The sequence below is a fragment of the Streptomyces sp. NPDC008079 genome (assembly GCF_042957385.1).
Taxonomy (GTDB): Bacteria; Actinomycetota; Actinomycetes; order Streptomycetales; family Streptomycetaceae; genus Actinacidiphila.
This window is the reverse complement of sequence record NZ_JBIBIC010000006.1, coordinates 41,073-56,310: the sequence shown is the minus strand read 5'-3', so window position 1 is coordinate 56,310 and position 15,238 is coordinate 41,073. Positions and strand designations below refer to the sequence as shown.

General features: G+C 72.4%; 14 protein-coding genes and 3 pseudogenes. 9 read left to right on the top strand and 8 right to left on the bottom strand.

All coding sequences use genetic code 11. The features are described 5' to 3' along the window. Window positions 1-177 precede the first annotated feature (177 nt). Window positions 178-1,863 carry a cellulase family glycosylhydrolase gene (locus ACFZAM_RS15580; RefSeq protein WP_391046698.1) on the bottom strand — a complete coding sequence of 562 codons (1,686 nt, stop codon included), beginning with the start codon at window positions 1,861-1,863 and terminating at the stop codon, window positions 178-180. Between the two features lie 361 nt (window positions 1,864-2,224). Between ACFZAM_RS15580 and ACFZAM_RS15575 the strand changes: the two genes are divergently transcribed. After that, entirely contained in the window at window positions 2,225-3,163 is a 939-nt protein-coding gene (locus ACFZAM_RS15575; RefSeq protein WP_391046291.1) for an SIP domain-containing protein, read from the top strand. 353 nt (window positions 3,164-3,516) lie between these two features. Here ACFZAM_RS15575 and ACFZAM_RS15570 read toward each other — a convergent pair. Next, window positions 3,517-3,645: pseudogene (locus ACFZAM_RS15570) on the bottom strand (ABC transporter permease); the annotation flags it as partial. After that, window positions 3,631-3,798, bottom strand: a pseudogene (locus ACFZAM_RS15565) (PadR family transcriptional regulator); the annotation flags it as partial. The pseudogenes ACFZAM_RS15570 and ACFZAM_RS15565, both read right to left, overlap by 15 nt. 85 nt (window positions 3,799-3,883) lie before the next feature. Here ACFZAM_RS15565 and ACFZAM_RS15560 point away from each other — a divergent pair. Continuing rightward, window positions 3,884-5,476 carry an amino acid permease gene (locus ACFZAM_RS15560; protein ID WP_391046289.1) on the top strand — a complete coding sequence of 531 codons (1,593 nt, stop codon included), beginning with the start codon at window positions 3,884-3,886 and terminating at the stop codon, window positions 5,474-5,476. A gap of 96 nt (window positions 5,477-5,572) precedes the next feature. On the opposite strand, the gene ACFZAM_RS15555 is transcribed toward ACFZAM_RS15560, so the two are convergent. Beyond that, window positions 5,573-5,761 carry a hypothetical protein gene (locus tag ACFZAM_RS15555; RefSeq protein WP_391046286.1) on the bottom strand — a complete coding sequence of 63 codons (189 nt, stop codon included), beginning with the start codon at window positions 5,759-5,761 and terminating at the stop codon, window positions 5,573-5,575. Between the two features lie 168 nt (window positions 5,762-5,929). Between ACFZAM_RS15555 and ACFZAM_RS15550 the strand changes: the two genes are divergently transcribed. Then, a complete protein-coding gene (locus ACFZAM_RS15550; RefSeq protein WP_391046284.1) occupies window positions 5,930-6,058 on the top strand; it encodes a hypothetical protein in 129 nt (42 codons plus the stop codon). A 10-nt stretch (window positions 6,059-6,068) separates the two neighbouring features. On the opposite strand, the gene ACFZAM_RS15545 is transcribed toward ACFZAM_RS15550, so the two are convergent. Together ACFZAM_RS15545 and ACFZAM_RS15540 are read right to left on the bottom strand one after the other, a co-directional pair. Then, the gene (locus ACFZAM_RS15545) at window positions 6,069-7,961 is read right to left on the bottom strand and encodes an ATP-binding protein (RefSeq protein WP_391046281.1); all 1,893 of its coding nucleotides are present in this window, start codon (window positions 7,959-7,961) and stop codon (window positions 6,069-6,071) included. Further along, a complete protein-coding gene (locus ACFZAM_RS15540; RefSeq protein ID WP_355332939.1) occupies window positions 7,951-8,679 on the bottom strand; it encodes a response regulator transcription factor in 729 nt (242 codons plus the stop codon). Before ACFZAM_RS15540 ends, ACFZAM_RS15545 begins: the two co-directional genes overlap by 11 nt. A gap of 111 nt (window positions 8,680-8,790) precedes the next feature. On the opposite strand from ACFZAM_RS15540, the gene ACFZAM_RS15535 reads away from it, so the two are divergent. The 5 genes and pseudogenes from ACFZAM_RS15535 to ACFZAM_RS15515 form a co-directional block, all read left to right on the top strand. Then, window positions 8,791-9,486, top strand: a complete 696-nt coding sequence (locus ACFZAM_RS15535) for a hypothetical protein (protein WP_391046277.1) — start codon at window positions 8,791-8,793, stop codon at window positions 9,484-9,486. Window positions 9,487-9,614: 128 nt separating this feature from the next. Then, a complete protein-coding gene (locus ACFZAM_RS15530; RefSeq protein ID WP_391046274.1) occupies window positions 9,615-11,072 on the top strand; it encodes a peptidoglycan-binding protein in 1,458 nt (485 codons plus the stop codon). Then, a complete protein-coding gene (locus tag ACFZAM_RS15525) occupies window positions 11,069-11,755 on the top strand; it encodes an ATP-binding cassette domain-containing protein (RefSeq protein ID WP_391046271.1) in 687 nt (228 codons plus the stop codon). The genes ACFZAM_RS15530 and ACFZAM_RS15525 overlap by 4 nt, the downstream gene beginning before the upstream one ends. Before the next feature lie 158 nt (window positions 11,756-11,913). Continuing rightward, a complete protein-coding gene (locus ACFZAM_RS15520; RefSeq protein WP_355332948.1) occupies window positions 11,914-13,092 on the top strand; it encodes an ABC transporter permease in 1,179 nt (392 codons plus the stop codon). A gap of 35 nt (window positions 13,093-13,127) precedes the next feature. Next, window positions 13,128-13,291 (top strand): annotated as a pseudogene (locus ACFZAM_RS15515) (diadenosine tetraphosphate hydrolase); the annotation flags it as partial. 128 nt (window positions 13,292-13,419) lie between these two features. Here the strand turns inward: ACFZAM_RS15515 and ACFZAM_RS15510 are convergent. Continuing rightward, on the bottom strand, window positions 13,420-13,959 hold the full coding sequence (locus ACFZAM_RS15510; RefSeq protein ID WP_391046269.1) for a GNAT family N-acetyltransferase: 540 nt from the start codon (window positions 13,957-13,959) through the stop codon (window positions 13,420-13,422). Window positions 13,960-14,094: 135 nt separating this feature from the next. On the opposite strand from ACFZAM_RS15510, the gene ACFZAM_RS15505 reads away from it, so the two are divergent. Beyond that, window positions 14,095-14,340, top strand: a complete 246-nt coding sequence (locus tag ACFZAM_RS15505; protein ID WP_391046266.1) for a hypothetical protein — start codon at window positions 14,095-14,097, stop codon at window positions 14,338-14,340. A 64-nt stretch (window positions 14,341-14,404) separates the two neighbouring features. Here ACFZAM_RS15505 and ACFZAM_RS15500 read toward each other — a convergent pair whose 3' ends face one another. Beyond that, complete coding sequence (locus tag ACFZAM_RS15500; protein ID WP_391046263.1) at window positions 14,405-15,184, bottom strand: SDR family oxidoreductase; 780 nt, start codon at window positions 15,182-15,184, stop codon at window positions 14,405-14,407. Between the last annotated feature and the right edge of the window lie 54 nt (window positions 15,185-15,238).

Here is a 15,238-nt window from a genome sequence, read left to right as displayed (position 1 = left end):
CAGAGGCTAGTACCGACTGGTCGGTATGCCTAGGGGTCTGCACGGGGTCAATTCCGCGTCGCATCAAGGCCGGGGCGGGCCGCGCCGGCCCCGCGCGCAACGGGGACCGGCGGGCCCCTGAACGGGACCCGCCGGTCGGTGGCGCCCCGCGGGGAGCGCCGGCACATCAGTGGTGCGTCAGGTGGCGGTGCAGGTCAGCGCGGGTGCGCCGAGGGTGCCGCTGGAGGTGCCCTGGAGGCCGAAGGTGGTCGTGGCGGCCGGGGCGAGCGCGGCGTTGTAGGCGAGGCTGCCCGCGGTCACCGCCGCTCCGGCCTGGTGGATGTCCGCGTTCCAGCCGCTGGTCTCCTGCTGCCCGCCCGGCCACGTCCAGGTGACCTTCCAGCTCTTGGTCGCGGCCGTACCGGAGTTGGCCACGGTCACGGTGGCGGTGAAGCCGCCGCTCCACTGGTTGTCGGTGTGCCAGGTGGCCGTGCAGCCGGAACTGCCGCCGGTCGGACCGCCGGTGGAGCCGGAGGTCGTACCGGTCGACGTGCCGGTCGTCGTACCGGAGGAGGTGCCCGACGAGGTGCCGGAGGACGTGCCGCTCGACGTGCCCGACGACGTGCCGGTCGACGTACCGCCGTTGGTGGTGCCGCCGGTCGTGCCGCCCGAGTCGCCGAAGCCGGGCGCCTTGATGCTGGCCAGGTAGCCGTCCTTGACGGTGTTCACCGTCGTCCAGTCGTCGTTGAGGATGCCGCCGGTGTCCCCGGAGTTGGGATTCCACGACCAGAAGGTCCAACTGAAGCTGTCGCCGCCGTAGGTGCTGGTCGGCCGCAGGTAGTCCACCAGCGTCCGCAGCCAGGTCTGGTCGACGGTCGACTGGAGGGTGGTGCCGAACTCGCCGACCCAGACCGGGGCGATGTTCTGCTTGAACAGATAGCCCCAGTACTTGTCCCAGATCGCCGACATGTTCGCCGGGAAGCTCGGGTCGCTGAACCACGGCTGCTGGGCGACGCTGGTCGCGTAGTCGTGCGCCGAGTAGACCACCCGGTTCGCCACGTTCAGCTCGACCGGGTACTGCCCCGCGCCCATCAGGTTGCCGCCCCACCAGCCGGACGTCCCGTTGAAGGTCTGGACGCCCTCCACGAAGATCAGCAGATTGGGGTTGACGCCGAGGACGGCGTTGCCGCCGCGCTCGGCCGCCAGACGCCAGTCGATCGTGGTGTCGCCGCAGCCCCAGCAGGCCGGGTCGTGCGGCTCGTTGTGCAGGTCGATGCCGACGACCGCCGGGTTGTTCAGGTAACGGGTCGCCATCGCCTTGAGGTTGGTGATCCAGGTCGACTCGGGGACGGCGGCGGTGTACCAGAGCGCGGACTGGCCGCCGGAGTCCGGACGGTGCCGGTCCAGGATGACCCGCAGCCCTATGGAACCGGCGTAGTTGACGATCTTGTCCATTACGCCGAGGGAGTTGAGGCCCTGGAGGTCGGCGTTCATGCCGCCGGAGTAGTTGATGCTGGAGGGCATCGTGCCCTTGAAGATGTCGTCGCTGTACGGCAGTCGGATCGTGTTGTAGCCGAGCTGCTTCATCTGGTCGATCATGCTCTTGTAGTCGCGCGACCAGATGCCGTGGGCCACGTAGTTGCTGGTCTCGAAGCCGAACCAGTTGACGCCCGCGATGCGGACCGACTTGCCCGTGGAGTCCAGGATCTGGCGTCCGCTGGTGTGCCAGTAGCCGGTGGCGGCCTCGGCCGCCGCCGGAGCCGCGGGCGCGCCCGCCGCCGTGGCGTGCGTCTGTCCGGCGAGGGAGAGCAGCGCGAGCAGCGCCGCCGCGACGGCGGCGGCCAGAAAGACCCGCAGCCTATTCGTTTTTCTCAGGGGGCTCAGCGAGCCCGGAAAGGGGACCACGGTGGCGATTCCTCTCGGTGGGGGGACGGAACGCTTCAGTTCGTGGTGGGGGTGGACGGCGGAAGCCTGGTGGGAGCGCTCCCATTCGTAACCGTATGGAAGCGAGGACACGCGAGTGGCGTCAAGAGGAAACACAGGCTTCAAGTAGTGAAGCCGAGTGGGGGCGGGGCCGGGGGCCGCACTGAAGAGGTGTCGGAGTGGGGTCTGGGAGTCATACGAGCGGGGTCGCCGACACCTGGCCCGTAATCAGTTAGGCTTACCTAACTAAGCCTGGGGGAACAGTCCGGGCGCAGCGCGAACCACGCAGTACGGCACAGCACCGAGAGAGCGGAGCACGCCCATGGCAGACCGACCGGTGGGACGGGCGACGGACCAGCAGACGGGCGCGGCGACGCAGGACCCGCGGGCCGAGGAGCGGGCGGCACCCGCCGCCGCCGAGCGCCCCGCGCGCCGGGCCCCGCGGCTGAACCACGCCCGCGTGATCCGTTCCGAGCGCGTCACCCCGCACATGATCCGGGTGGTGCTCGGCGGCGACGGGCTCGCCGGGCTTCCCGTGGGCGACTACACCGACCATTACGTCAAGCTGGTCTTCGCGCCTCCCGGGGTCACGTACCCCGAGCCGCTGGACATGGAGGCCGTCCGCCGCGACCTGCCGCGCGAGCAGTGGCCGACCACCCGTACGTACACCGTGCGCGCCTGGGACCCGGTCGCGCCCGAGATGACGATCGACTTCGTCCACCACGGCGACGAAGGGCTGGCCGGGCCCTGGGCGGCCGGTGTCCGGCCGGGCGACGGCATCTACTTCATGGGCCCCGGCGGTGCCTACGCGCCCGACCCCGCCGCCGACTGGCACCTGCTCGCGGGCGACGAGAGCGCGCTGCCCGCCGTCGCCGCGGCGGTCGAGCAACTGCCGCCGGGGGCACGGGCGAAGGTCTTCGTGGAGGTCGAGGGCCCGGCGGAGGAGCAGAAGCTGGCCACCTCGGGCGACGCCGAGCTCGTCTGGCTGCACCGCGGTGCCCGGCCGGTCGGCGAGGCGCTGGTCGAGGCCGTCACCGGTCTGGAGTTCCCGCCGGGTGACGTCCAGGTCTTCGTCCACGGCGAGGCCGGTTTCGTCAAGGACCTCCGCCGCCACCTCCGCCTCGACCGCTCGATCCCCCGCGAGCGCCTGTCGATCTCCGGCTACTGGCGCCGCGGCGCCGACGAGGACGGCTGGCAGGCGTCCAAGCGGGAGTGGAACGAGCAGGTGGAGCGCGAGCAGGAGAGCGGCGCCGGGCGCTGAGCGCGCGGCGGGCGTGAGCGCGCGGCGGGCGTGAGCGCGCGGCGGGCGTGAGCGCGCGGCGGGCGTGAGCGCGCGGCGGGCGTGAGCGCGCGGCGGGCGTCCCTGACGGACGGGGAGCGGGGCCGACCCGTTGCCCGCCCGGCCGTGGACGGAACGTCCCCCGGCCGTGGATGGAGCGTCTTCCGGCCGTGGACACGCGCGGCGGCGGCCCGCCGCCCGTTCGGCCCGAGTGGGTGACCGGGGGGGGCGGGCCGTCCGCCGCGCGGGGCGAACCGCTGCCGCCGGGAGCCGCCTTCGCCACTCGGGCCGTTGATGCCACTCGGGCCGTTGATGCCGCTCGGGCCGGAGGGCTGGACCGACTTCTGGTACGAGCGGAAGGTGCGGGTCGACAGCCGCACCGCGACCAGGACCAGGGCGAGCAGGCCGCCGCCGCGGCTGAGGACGTCGCCCCGGCCGGGGTCGGCGGACATCGCGGAACGGCCCTCGGCGGTGAGCCCGTAGAGCGTGCGCTCCGGCCGGTTGCCCTGCCGCTGGACGCCCGCGACCTCCACGAAGCCGTGCTTCTCCGCAAACCATGGGTGCTCCCGCACCGTGAGGCGTCCGCGCGCGAGGCGGGGTGAGGACTTCGGCCCGCGCGCGACACGGCCGTGTCATTCCGGCGAAACACCGGGTCCCTAATTTCTGTCGCCCGACAGGAATTCGTGACAGGGGGCCAGGCCCATGACCGCCACCGCACCTTCCGAGGTCCGCTCAGACCCGCCGGACCACGGCACCGCCGCCGACGCGGCGGCCACCGACGCGCCGAGCACCGACACCGCAGGCACCGACACCGCGGGGCTCGCGGGCTTCGGCTACCGCCAGGAACTGCACCGCAGCCTCGGCCGGTACGCGTCCTTCGCCGCCGGTTTCTCCTTCATCTCGGTGCTGACCACCGTCTTCCAGTTCTTCGCCTTCGGCTACTCCTTCGGCGGCCCGCGGTTCTTCTGGACCTGGCCCGCCGTCCTGATCGGCCAACTCCTCGTCGCCGCCTGCTTCGCCGAACTCGCCGCCCGCTACCCGATCTCCGGCGCCGTCTACCAGTGGTCGACCCGGCTGAGCAACGCCGTCTTCGGCTGGTACGCGGGCTGGATCATGGTCATCGGCCAGGTCGTGGTGGTGGCCGCCGCCGCGCTCGCCCTCCAGGTCGTCCTGCCCGCCGTCTGGTCCGGCTTCCAGTTCATCGGGACCGATACGTCACCGGTCTCGTCGGACGGCGCGGCCAACGCGGCGCTGCTCGGGATCGCGCTGCTCGTCCTGACCACCGTCGTCAACCTCCTCGACAACACGGTGATGTCGCTGGTCAACCGGGTCGGCGTGACCGCCGAGATCATCGGCGCCGTGCTCATCGTCACGCTGCTCTTCACGCACGCCGACCGCACGCCGTCGGTGACCGTGCACGGCGGGGGCGGCTCGTCGGCGCTGCTCGTCAGCTCGATCGCCGCCGCGTACGTGATGATCGGCTTCGACAGCGCGGGCGAGATGAGCGAGGAGACCCGCGATCCGCAGCGCGTCGCGCCCCGTACGATCCTGTCCGCGCTCGCCGCGGCCGGCGCTCTGGCCACGCTCCTCGTCCTCGCCGCCCTGCTGGCCGCGCCCAGCCTCACCGACGGGCGGCTCGGCACCGAGGGCCTGTCCTACGTGCTCACCAGCCGGCTGGGCGACGGTGTCGGGCGCGCATTGCTCTGTGACGTCGCGGTGGCCGTCACCGTGGCGACCCTCGCCATCCAGACGTCGGCCACCCGGATGCTCTTCTCGATGGCCCGCGACCGGGCACTGCCCTTCTCCGGGCCCCTCGCCCGCGTCTCCCCCCGCACCGGCCAGCCCGCCGCCCCCGCCCTCGTCGTCGGAGTCCTCGCCGCGGCCCTCCTGCTGCTCAACTTCGGCTCCCCCGACGCCTTTCTCGCCATCGGCACCACCTGCATCGTCATGCTCTACCTCGCCTACGCGATGGTCACAGGCCCCCAACTCCTGCGCCGCCTGCGCTCCCCCCTCCCCCCGGCCACCGACCCCTCCGGCAACCCCCTTTTCTCCCTGGGCCGTTGGGGCCTCCCCGTCAACGCCCTCGCCCTCCTCTACGGCCTCGCCATGACCGTCAACCTCGCCTGGCCCCGCGCCACCGTCTACGACCCCTCCGGCGGCCACTGGTACTTCCAGTGGTTCACCCTGCTATTTCTGCTGGCCGTGCTGCTGGTGGGCTTCCTCTGGCGGATCCTGAGGGCACATCGGGGGCGCGTGGCCCCCGAAGGGGCACCGGTTCCAGCGCCGACTCCATGACAGCCGCCGTGGTGTCGTCGACCACCGGCCACAAGCCTGTGTACTCGTCGAGCGTGATCGACGGCTTGCTGTGGCCGAGTCGCACCTGAACGGTCTTCACGTTTCTCGTTGTTCTTGATCGGACACGACGGCGTACCAGTCGCGGAGCCCGTGGAGCGTCAGCTTCTCGGGCACCCGCGCCACCGATCCGACAGCGATCAGGACGCGGTTCGCGTCCTCGCGCATCCGCTTCCCAATTCGTGCCCACGTCGACCGGCGGATCGGCCGCCGCCGCATCGTCGCCATCGCCCCCGCCTACGCCGCACCGATCGGCGAATGGCTCTCTGGCAGCGCCTCTGCCCGGGAACGCGTCATGCGCGGTCTCGATCCCGCGGACCGCGCCGCGGTCATCACCGCCCTGCACGCCTACGAGGCCGCCCTGGCCACCCTTGGCGCCGACGGGTGATACCTGGGGTGACGGAGCAGCGAGACGTCTCTCGCTCCGGCCGGGACAGCACCACATCCTGGCCCGACCTCAAAGCGGCCGGAACGGCGCTGGCGCCCGGCGTGATCCTGGGCGGCGAGGCCGTCGTGTTCACCTGAGGTGTCGAGCTCAGCGCTCCCGGCGGTCCTTCGCCGCCCCGGCGGGGTCGCGCCGCAGAGGCGGTGCGGCGGCGGACGGCAGGTGGAGGGTGAAGAGCGACCCCGCGCCCAAAGTGCTGGACACCGTGACCCGGCCGCCGTGCGCCTCAGTCAACTGGCGAACGATCGCAAGGCCGAGGCCGCTGCCGCCCGTCAGCCGACTGCGGGACTTCTCCGACCGCCAGAAGAGGTCGAAGACGTGCGGCAGCTCCTCATCGCTGATGCCGCTGCCGGTGTCGGCGACCTCGATCAGCACCGACCGGTCCCGAACGGACGTCCGGACCTCGACGCTGCCGCCCGGCGGGGTGTGCCGGACCGCGTTGGACAGCAGGTTTCCGACGGCCTGCCGCAGCCGCAGCGCGTCGGCAGTCAGCTCCGGATCGCCTTCCGCGGACCAGGTCAGCGCGACCCGCGCGGTGCGGGCGGCGTCACGGTGGGCGGCGCAGACCCACTCCACGACCTCCGCGGCCCGGACCCGCTCGGTGTGCAGCCGGAAGGTGTGCGCGTCGTCGGCGGCCACGTCACGCAGGTCGTCGATGATGTGCTGGAGCAGCAGCGCCTCACGCAGCAGCCGCGAGGTCAGGGGCCGGTCGGCGACCGCCACACCGTCCTCGACCGCCTCCAGCCAGCCCCTGATGTTGCTCAGCGGGGTGCGCAGCTCATGGGCGACGTCCCGGACCATCGCCTTGCGCTGGTCCTCCAGGCGTTCGCGGCGCGCGGACAGGTCGTTGAAGGCGACCGCGAGCGAGCCGATCTCGTCGTCGGTGGAGACCGGGACCCGGTTGCGCGCCTGGTCGGGCCGCTGGGCGGCCTCGGTCAGGGTGCGCAGCGGCCTGATCAGCCGGGTCGACATCAGCACAGCGGCGGCGACGGTGACCGTGAGCACCAGGGCGGCGACCTCGACGATGCGGACGGCGTTCGCACCGGTCAGGGCGAAGCCGGTGGTGTCGGCGCCCGGAACGCCGGTGACGAAGAGCAGGGCACTGGGCGCCACGTAGGGAGCGAGCTGTTCGCGGCGCCCGTCCTCGACACAGCCCTCGGTGATCCGGCCTGCGTCCATGGGCGCGTAGAGCGTCTCGATCGACTGCGGGCCGATGTAGTCGAGACCGATCCGGATGGGCGACATCCCCTGGCGGCGCAGACACGGGTTGACCAGGCCCTCCAGTTGGTGGAGGGCGGCGGCCTCGGTCGGGGTGGGGCGGGTCAGGATCCTGCTCTGGCCGCCGCACACGTCGGGGATCACGGGGGCGGCGGCGGTGAGGGACTCGGTGGTGACCCGGGGCCGGCCGCTGGGGGCGTAGCTGATCTGCGACGGCTCGCCCAGCTTGAGCAGGCACCCGGTGATGCTCCGCGCCGAGGCCGCGAGTGCCGTCCGCTCCGCGGCGGTGAGGCGATAGGGGCCGACAGCCCGCGGGTCGATCGGGGTGGCGCCGGTGCCACCGGTCAGTGAGGAGTCCACCGCGAGCGGGTTGACGACCGCGGACACCGCGGCGGGCAGTGCGGCGTGGTCGGCCGCCGCGGAGTCGGCCAGCGTCCGGCGCTGCGGGGTGGTCAGGACGATACGGCGCCCGGTGCGCTTGGCCAGCGACGCCACGTCGGGGGCCACCGCGTCCCAGCTGCGGTGGGTGGCCGCGTAGCCGAGCAGCGCGTCGTAGACCTGGGCGTCCCGGGCCAGTACCTGCCCCTGCTCCTGCCGCAGCGCGTGGGACGTGGTCGTCGCGGCCAGCCAGGCGGTCGCGGCGATGGAGCAGACCGCGATCAGCACGGAGGTGGCGAGCAGCCGCACCATCAGGCTCTTGCGCAACGGGACGCCGCGTCTGCTACGGGTACGGCTCCTACGGGTGCGGCTGTCGCTACGGGGCACGGTGGCCGCGATCCGTGCGGTCCCGGCCGTTCGCACCGTCCGTCAACTTGTAGCCCACCCCGAAGACGGTGACCAGGCGCGCCGGGCGGCGCGGATCGGCCTCGGTCTTCCGGCGCAGGTTCATGACGTGCATGTCGATGGTGCGCTCGGAGGTGTACGCGTCCGTGCCGGAGACCTCCCGCAGCAGTTGGGCGCGGGTGAAGACCCGGTCGGGCTTCGCGGCCATCGCCGCCAGGATCTCGAACTCGCCGCGTGTGCAGTCCACGACATCGGAGTCGATCCACACCTGGTGCCGGGCCGGATCGACGGTGAGGCCGCCCACGTGCAGGGTGAGCCGCGACCACCCGCCGGACCGTTGGGAGCGGAGCAGGAGCGTGCGTACCCGGGCCATCAACTCCCGCGGGCTGTACGGCTTGGTGACGTAGTCGTCGGCGCCCAGGCCGAGGCCGAGCAGCAGATCCTCCTCGTCCGTCCGCGCGGTCAGCATCAGCATCGGCACGTCGCACTCCCGGCGCAGGATCCGGCACACGTCCATGCCGTCCACCTCGGGCATCATCACGTCGAGGATGAGCAGGTCGGGCCGGAATCTGCGGGCCTGGTCGAGGGCTTCACGGCCGTCGCGGGCGACGACCACGCCGTGGCCCTCATGCTCCAGATACCGCTGGAGGAGTTCGGCGTGCGTCTCGTCGTCCTCCGCGACCAGGACACGTGCGCTCATGCGACGACTGTAGAGCCGTACAGGTGCGATCCGAAGAGACCGGAAATACGAAAAACAGAATTCTGACAAGTCTCTGACCAGGTGCCCACACCCCTTGTCCACGATGTGGTCATGCCGATCACGACCCCAGCCACGCCCTTCCGCCGCCGCAGCCTGTCCCGTCACGCGGCGTTGACCGCCGCCGGTCTGGCCGCGGTCACCGCGCTGGCCTCCCTGACCGCGTGCGGCGGTTCCCACTCCTCCGAGGGTGCCCGCGGCAGCGGTGTGGCATCGCTCGCCGCCACCTCGCCACCCGCACCGGGCTCGGGGCCGTCGTCGGGGTCCTCGACGTCAGCGGCGGGCGAAAACCCGGCGGCACCGGCACCCGACCCGTCCAACACCGCCTCCGGTCGTCCCCAGATACGGCTCGACGACTCCCCCGCGACCCAGATGCGCCTCACCAACGCCTACGCGTCCTGCCTGATCCAGCACGGTGCCACCCGCGAGACCGGGGGTGCGGGCAAGGAGCAGGGCGGAATCCAGGCAATCGGCGTGAAGGACGGTGCCCCGCGGGCCGCGATCATCGCCTGCGAGTCGAAGGAGCCGCTCATGCCGACCAGCGAGGACCCGGACAACCCGCACGCCAGGGACTACGTGCGGGACGAGGTGAACTGCATCAACCGCAAGGGCTACGAGACGGTCAGAGCCTACGAGGGCGGCTTGAGCTGGACCTACGTGCGGGCGCCCCGCACCCAGGAGCAGGGCGAGAAGGCCATGGCGGCGGAGCGGGCCTGCCACATCCAGGTGTACTCGCACGTGTACCCGTAGGGAAACGGGAGCGGGTGCGCGGGGGCGGTGCCGTGACGGCCGCCGCCGATCGGGCCGGGCAGCGGCCGTGGTGAACAGGAGCTCGGAAAGTACGTGTGCGACCGATGATGAAACAGAGGGGCCGGGTCATGGCCGACAGCAAGAGCCCCAGACACCGGGCGGCCGGCGGCGGTGCGTCGCCCGGCGGTGATCTGCTCGGGGCCGGGGCCGGGGACGGGGGCGGACCGCCGGGCGACGCCGGCCGCGGGGACGAGGAGTCGCCCGCGCCGTCCCGGCGGCCGGGCGGGCGGGCGCTCGTCAGCCTCGGGGTGGCGGCAGCCGTCGCGGCGGCGGCCGTGGGGGCGGTCGTCATGCACCACGACAGCAGGTCCCCCGGCCGGGGGACGGCGTCGACGCCGGTGCAGACCGTCGCCGTGGTGCGTACCGACCTGTCCAGCTCGCAGAGCCTCAGCGGGACGCTGGGCTTCGGAAAACCGGTGACGGTCAAGGGCGCGGGCACCGGCACGGTGACCCAGCTCCCCGCGCAGGGGGAGAACGTGTCCCGCGGCCGTCCGCTGCTGCGGGTGGACGACCACCCCGTCATGCTCTTCTACGGCAGCACCCCGCTGTTCCGGCCGCTGGACCGGCGGGGGCTGGTGGGCCGGGACGTGGCGATGGTCGCGGCGAACTTGAAGGCGCTCGGCTACGACATCGGCGCGCAGCCGTCCGTCGGCAGCACGATCCGGCAGGGCGACGCGCCCGCGGCGGGCAGCGGGTCCGCGACCTCCGGCACGGACGGCTCAGGACCGGGCCACGGCTCCGGCTCCGGATCGGGTGCGAGCTCGGCTCCCGGCGCCGGCTCGGGCTCCGGGCCGGCATCCGCGACCGCCGGTACGACGGCCCCGCCCGGCGACGGCCCGCCCGCGGCGCCCCCGGCGTCGCCGACGACGGTCGTCGTGCGGCGCGGGGACGGTGTGCTCACCTCGTCCCTCATGGCGGCGCTGAAGCGCTTTCAGCGGACGTTCGGCATTCCGGCCACCGGCACCCTCAGCCCAGGTGACGTGGTGGTGCTGCCCGGCAGGGTCCGGGTCAGCGGAGTGCAGGCGGCCCTCGGGGACCCCGCCGCCGAGCCGCTGATGTCCGTCACCCTGGCCGACAAGACCGTCACCGTGCCCGCCGACCCGGACGCCGTGAGCAGCATCAAGGAGAACGACCGTGTCGTCGTCACCCTGCCGGACAGCTCCACCACGCCCGGCCACGTCGCCACGGTGAGCGCCACCGTCCAGGAGCAGGGTTCGGCGGGCGGCGGCTCGGGGGACGACTCCGGCAACGCGCCCCAGCAGAACGTCTCGGTGGCGCTGGACCGGCCGGCCGACGTACGGAACCTGGACTCCGCCCCCGTGCAGGTCGAGTTCACCGGCAAGGTCGAGAAGGGGGTGCTGGCGGTGCCGGTCGGCGCGCTGCTGGCGCTCAGCGGCGGCGGCTACGCGGTGCAGCTGAGGAGCGGCACCCTGGTCGCGGTGCGCCTCGGGATGTTCGCCAAGGGTCTCGTCGAGATCACCGGGACGGGTATCACCGCCGGCACCCGGGTGGTGACGGCCGCGTGAACCCGGTCCTGGCCGTACGCGGCGCCAGCATGGCCTACCCCGGCGGCGTTCTCGCCCTCGACCGGGTCTCGCTGACCATCGAGGAAGGCGAACTGCTGGGCATCGTCGGTCCCTCCGGCTCCGGCAAGTCCACGCTCCTCAACATCATGGGCACCCTGGACCGTCCCACCAGCGGCGTGGTGGAGATCGCCGGGCAGGACGCGGCGCTGCTCTCCGACCGGCGCCTGTCGGCGCTGCGCGGGCGATGGCTCGGTTTCGTCTTCCAGCAGTTCCACCTCACCGAGGGGCTCAGCGCCGCCGAGAACGTCGCCACCGGCCTGTTGTACGCGGGGGTCCCCAGGCGCAACCGGCGGCGGCTGGCACTGGAGGCCCTGGCGCGGGTCGGCCTGGCCCGGCGGACCGCGCATCTGCCGCACCAGCTCTCAGGCGGCGAGAAGCAGCGCGTCGCCATCGCCAGGGCGCTGGTCAACGATCCCGCGCTGGTGCTGGCCGACGAACCGACCGGCGCGCTGGACACGGCCAACGGGACGGCGGTCCTGGACCTGCTGGGCCGGCTCAACGAGGAAGGCACGACCATCGCCGTCATCACACACGACCTGGGCATCGCCGCCCGGCTGCCTCGCCGGCTCCAAATCCTCGACGGCCGCCTGGTCGCCGACATCCGGCAGGGGGAGCCGGTATGAGCGGTCCCGACGCGGCCCGCCGACAGCCGCCCCGCCATGGTTCCGGTCCCGGCCTCGGTTCTGACTCGGATTCAGCCGCGGGTCCACCCGCTCGTACGGGGGCCGGGCCCGCCCCCGCGCGGGCCGCACGACCGCCCCTGCGCACGGCGCCGGTCCGATTGGCGCCCTTCGACCTGCTCGGGCTCGGCCTTCTCGGCATCCGCACCCGCAAGCTGCGCGCCGCGCTGTCCGCGCTGGGTATATCCATCGGCATCGCCACGCTCATCGTCGTGACCAGCATCCCGGCGTCCAGCCAGCGATCCCTCTTCAACCAGCTCACCGCGCTGGGGACCAACATGCTCCAGGTCAGCTACGACCCGAACGCGAAACCCGCCGTGGTCCTGCCGCCGGAGTCGGTGGCGATGGTCTCCCGGATCGGCCCGGTCACCATCGCCAGCGCGGTGGCCAACCTCAATCTGCCCGTCGAACGCTCCGACAAGATCCCGGCCACCTACGCCACCGGGCTGACCACCCTCGCCACCCAGCTCAACCTGTTGCCCGCCGTCAACGGCAGCATGGCGTCCGGCACGTTCCTCACCGCGGCGACGGAGCGGTTCCCGGTGGCCGTCCTCGGTGCGACGGCAGCCAATCGGCTCGGCTTCCCCGAGGTCCTCACCGGCCGGACACCGCCGCTGATCTTCGTCGGGAAGACGTGGTTCAGCGTGGCGGGCATCCTCAAGCCGGTGCCGCTGCATCCGGACCTCGACACGTCGGTGCTGGTCGGCTGGGACATCGCGGCGACCGAGCTCGGTTTCCACCGCAGCCCCACCGTGATCTACGTCAAGGCCCCGGACGACGAGATCGACGCGGTGCACGCCGTCCTGCCCGCCACCGTCAACCCGCGGCTGCCGGGCGTCGTCCGGGTCAGCAACCCCTCGTCGGTGCTCGCCGCCAAGCAGGCGACCCGGACCACCTTCTCCGCGCTCTTCCTCGGCCTCGCGGCCGTCGCCCTGCTGGTCGGCGGTATAGGCGTGGCCAACACCATGTACATCTCCATCCTGGAGCGCCGCCGCGAGATCGGCCTGCGCCGGGCCCTCGGCGCCAACCGCGGCCAGATCCGCGCCCAGTTCCTCACCGAGTCGGCCGTGCTGTCCGGCATCGGTGGCGCGGCGGGCACGCTGATCGGGGTCGCGGCGAGCTTCGCCTACTGCGCCTACCAGGGCTGGCCGACGGTCATCCCGCCTGCGGCCCTCGCCGCGGGCCTGCTGGGCGCGGTCCTGATCGGCATGATCGCCGGCGCCTACCCGTCGGTACGGGCCTCCCGGCTGACGCCGACTCAGGCCCTCAGCGCCACCTGAGGAGCAGCCGCGGTCCCGCGCGGGCGTGAGCTCACTTGCATGCCCACGTCTGGCCGCGTTCGGGTGGGAGCCGGCCGATCTGGTGGGCAAGCCTGTGTGGCTGTATCCGGGCGACCGGTGGACCGACGAGGGCTTCAGGCTGGGGCCGCAGCATGACGTACTGCGGGACGGGATCGGGAGCGAACTGGATCGGTCGCGTCCGATGGGTGACGTGGTGCGTGTCCCGCAGGGGTCATGCTGCTGGTGGGCGCCGATGCGCCCGGACGTGAGCGCCCGTCAACGCCGGGCGGGCCCGGCCTTTGACGTGGATTCCGGTGTCTCTCCCGGTCAGCGATGCGCGCCGACCCGTCGGGCCAGCACTTGTCCCGGCCAGGTCCCGAACAGGAAAGGATCGGTGGGAACGAAGCCGTTGCGCTCGTAGAACGCGACGAGTTCGCCGCCGCCGCCCGCCCAGCAGTCGACCCGCAGCAGGTCGACGCCTGCCCGCCGGGTCTCCCGCACGGCATGGGCCAGCAGCGTCGCCCCGATGCCGAGACCGGCGTGCCGTCGGTCGGAGACCAACAGCCGTACATACCGCTCGGGTTCTCCGGCCGGGGCGATCGGCATCTGGGGACTGGGCCCGGAGTCCAGCACCATGGCCCCGACCGGCGCTCCGCCCAACTCCGCTATATGTGGGGCACCTTCGGTCATGTACCGCTCGACCCGCTCCGCACCACCGGGCTTCTTCGAATACGGTGTCGTGCCCCACTGCTCGGTATTGCCGCGATCGTTCATCCAGACCACCGCGGAGTCGAGCATGTCCAACACGGCTGGTGCGTCTGCCGGGCTGCCCGGCCTGATCCGTATCACACGCGTGTCGTCGCTCATGGCGAAAGCCTATGGGGCGGCGCCGACAGGGGGCCGGTTACCGGGCTCTTCCGGCGAACGTCCCGGATACCCTGGGCGGCCAATGGCTCAACTCCCCAACTCCGCCGACGCCTTGACGCGGCTTTCGCGTCGAGGATGGTGATGTTCACGGGCTGCGTCGCATGCTCGCGCATCGAGCCGGGCTCGCTGTTCACAAGCTTCTTCCGCATCGACGTGGAGCAGTGGCCCTGCCTGCATGTCCGGCGCCTGGCGCTGGCGTTCCGTGGCGACCCGGACTATTGCGAGGGGTGGCTGCCGGAACAGGCCCTTCATGTGTCCGGGAGGCTGTTCCGGCAGGAGAGCAGCGAAGAGTGGCCGCCCATGCGGCCTCCCGGCGATTGAGCGATCGCACCCGCTCGCACCGGGGCCTACCGCGTCCTGCCGGGGCCCACCCCGTCCCGCCCCGTCAGTGAACGGAGAATCCGCCGTCGACGAAGACCGCCTGGCCGGTGACGTAGCCGGAGGCGCGGCTCGCGAGGAAGACCGCCGCGCCCGCGAAGTCCTCGGGCAGGCCGTTGCGCCCGACCATCGTGCGGGCGGCCAGGGCCGCCACCTTCTCGGGGTCGGACGACAGGCGCACATTGAGGGGGGTCATGACGAATCCGGGCACCAGGGTGTTGCACGTGACGCCGTACGGCGACCACGCCTCGGCCTGCGAGCGGGCCAGTGACTCCAGCGCCCCCTTGGAAACGCCGTAGGCGCCGCTCTGGACGAAGGCCCGGTGCGCCTGCTGGGAGGTGACGTGGATGATCCGCCCGAAGCCGCGTTCCGCCATGCCGGGCCCGAAGCGCTGCCCCAGCAGGTAAGGCGCCTCCAGGTTGACCGCCATCGTGGTGTCCCACACGTCCTCGCCCAACTCGCCCATCGGGGGCCGCAGGTTGATCCCGGCGGAGTTGACGAGAATGTCGGGTTCGCCGAACGCCTCGGCCGCCTCCTCGGCGGCCACGCGCATGCCGTCGCGCGTACTCAGGTCGGCGCTCACCCAGGCCGCCCGGCAGCCGTCGGCCGCCAGCTCGCCGACCGTCGCGGCCAGCTCCGCCTCCCGGCGCGCCACGACCACGACGCTCGCCCCCGCGTGCGCGAGGGCCCCGGCGACAGCGCGGCCGATGCCGGAACTGCCGCCGGTCACCACGGCGACCCGTCCCTCCAGCGAGAACAGTTCGGAGAGGTAGGTCTGTGACGTCATGCCCGGATCCTAAACGGCGGGCCCGCGGCGACAACGACCAGGTCAGCCGCAGGC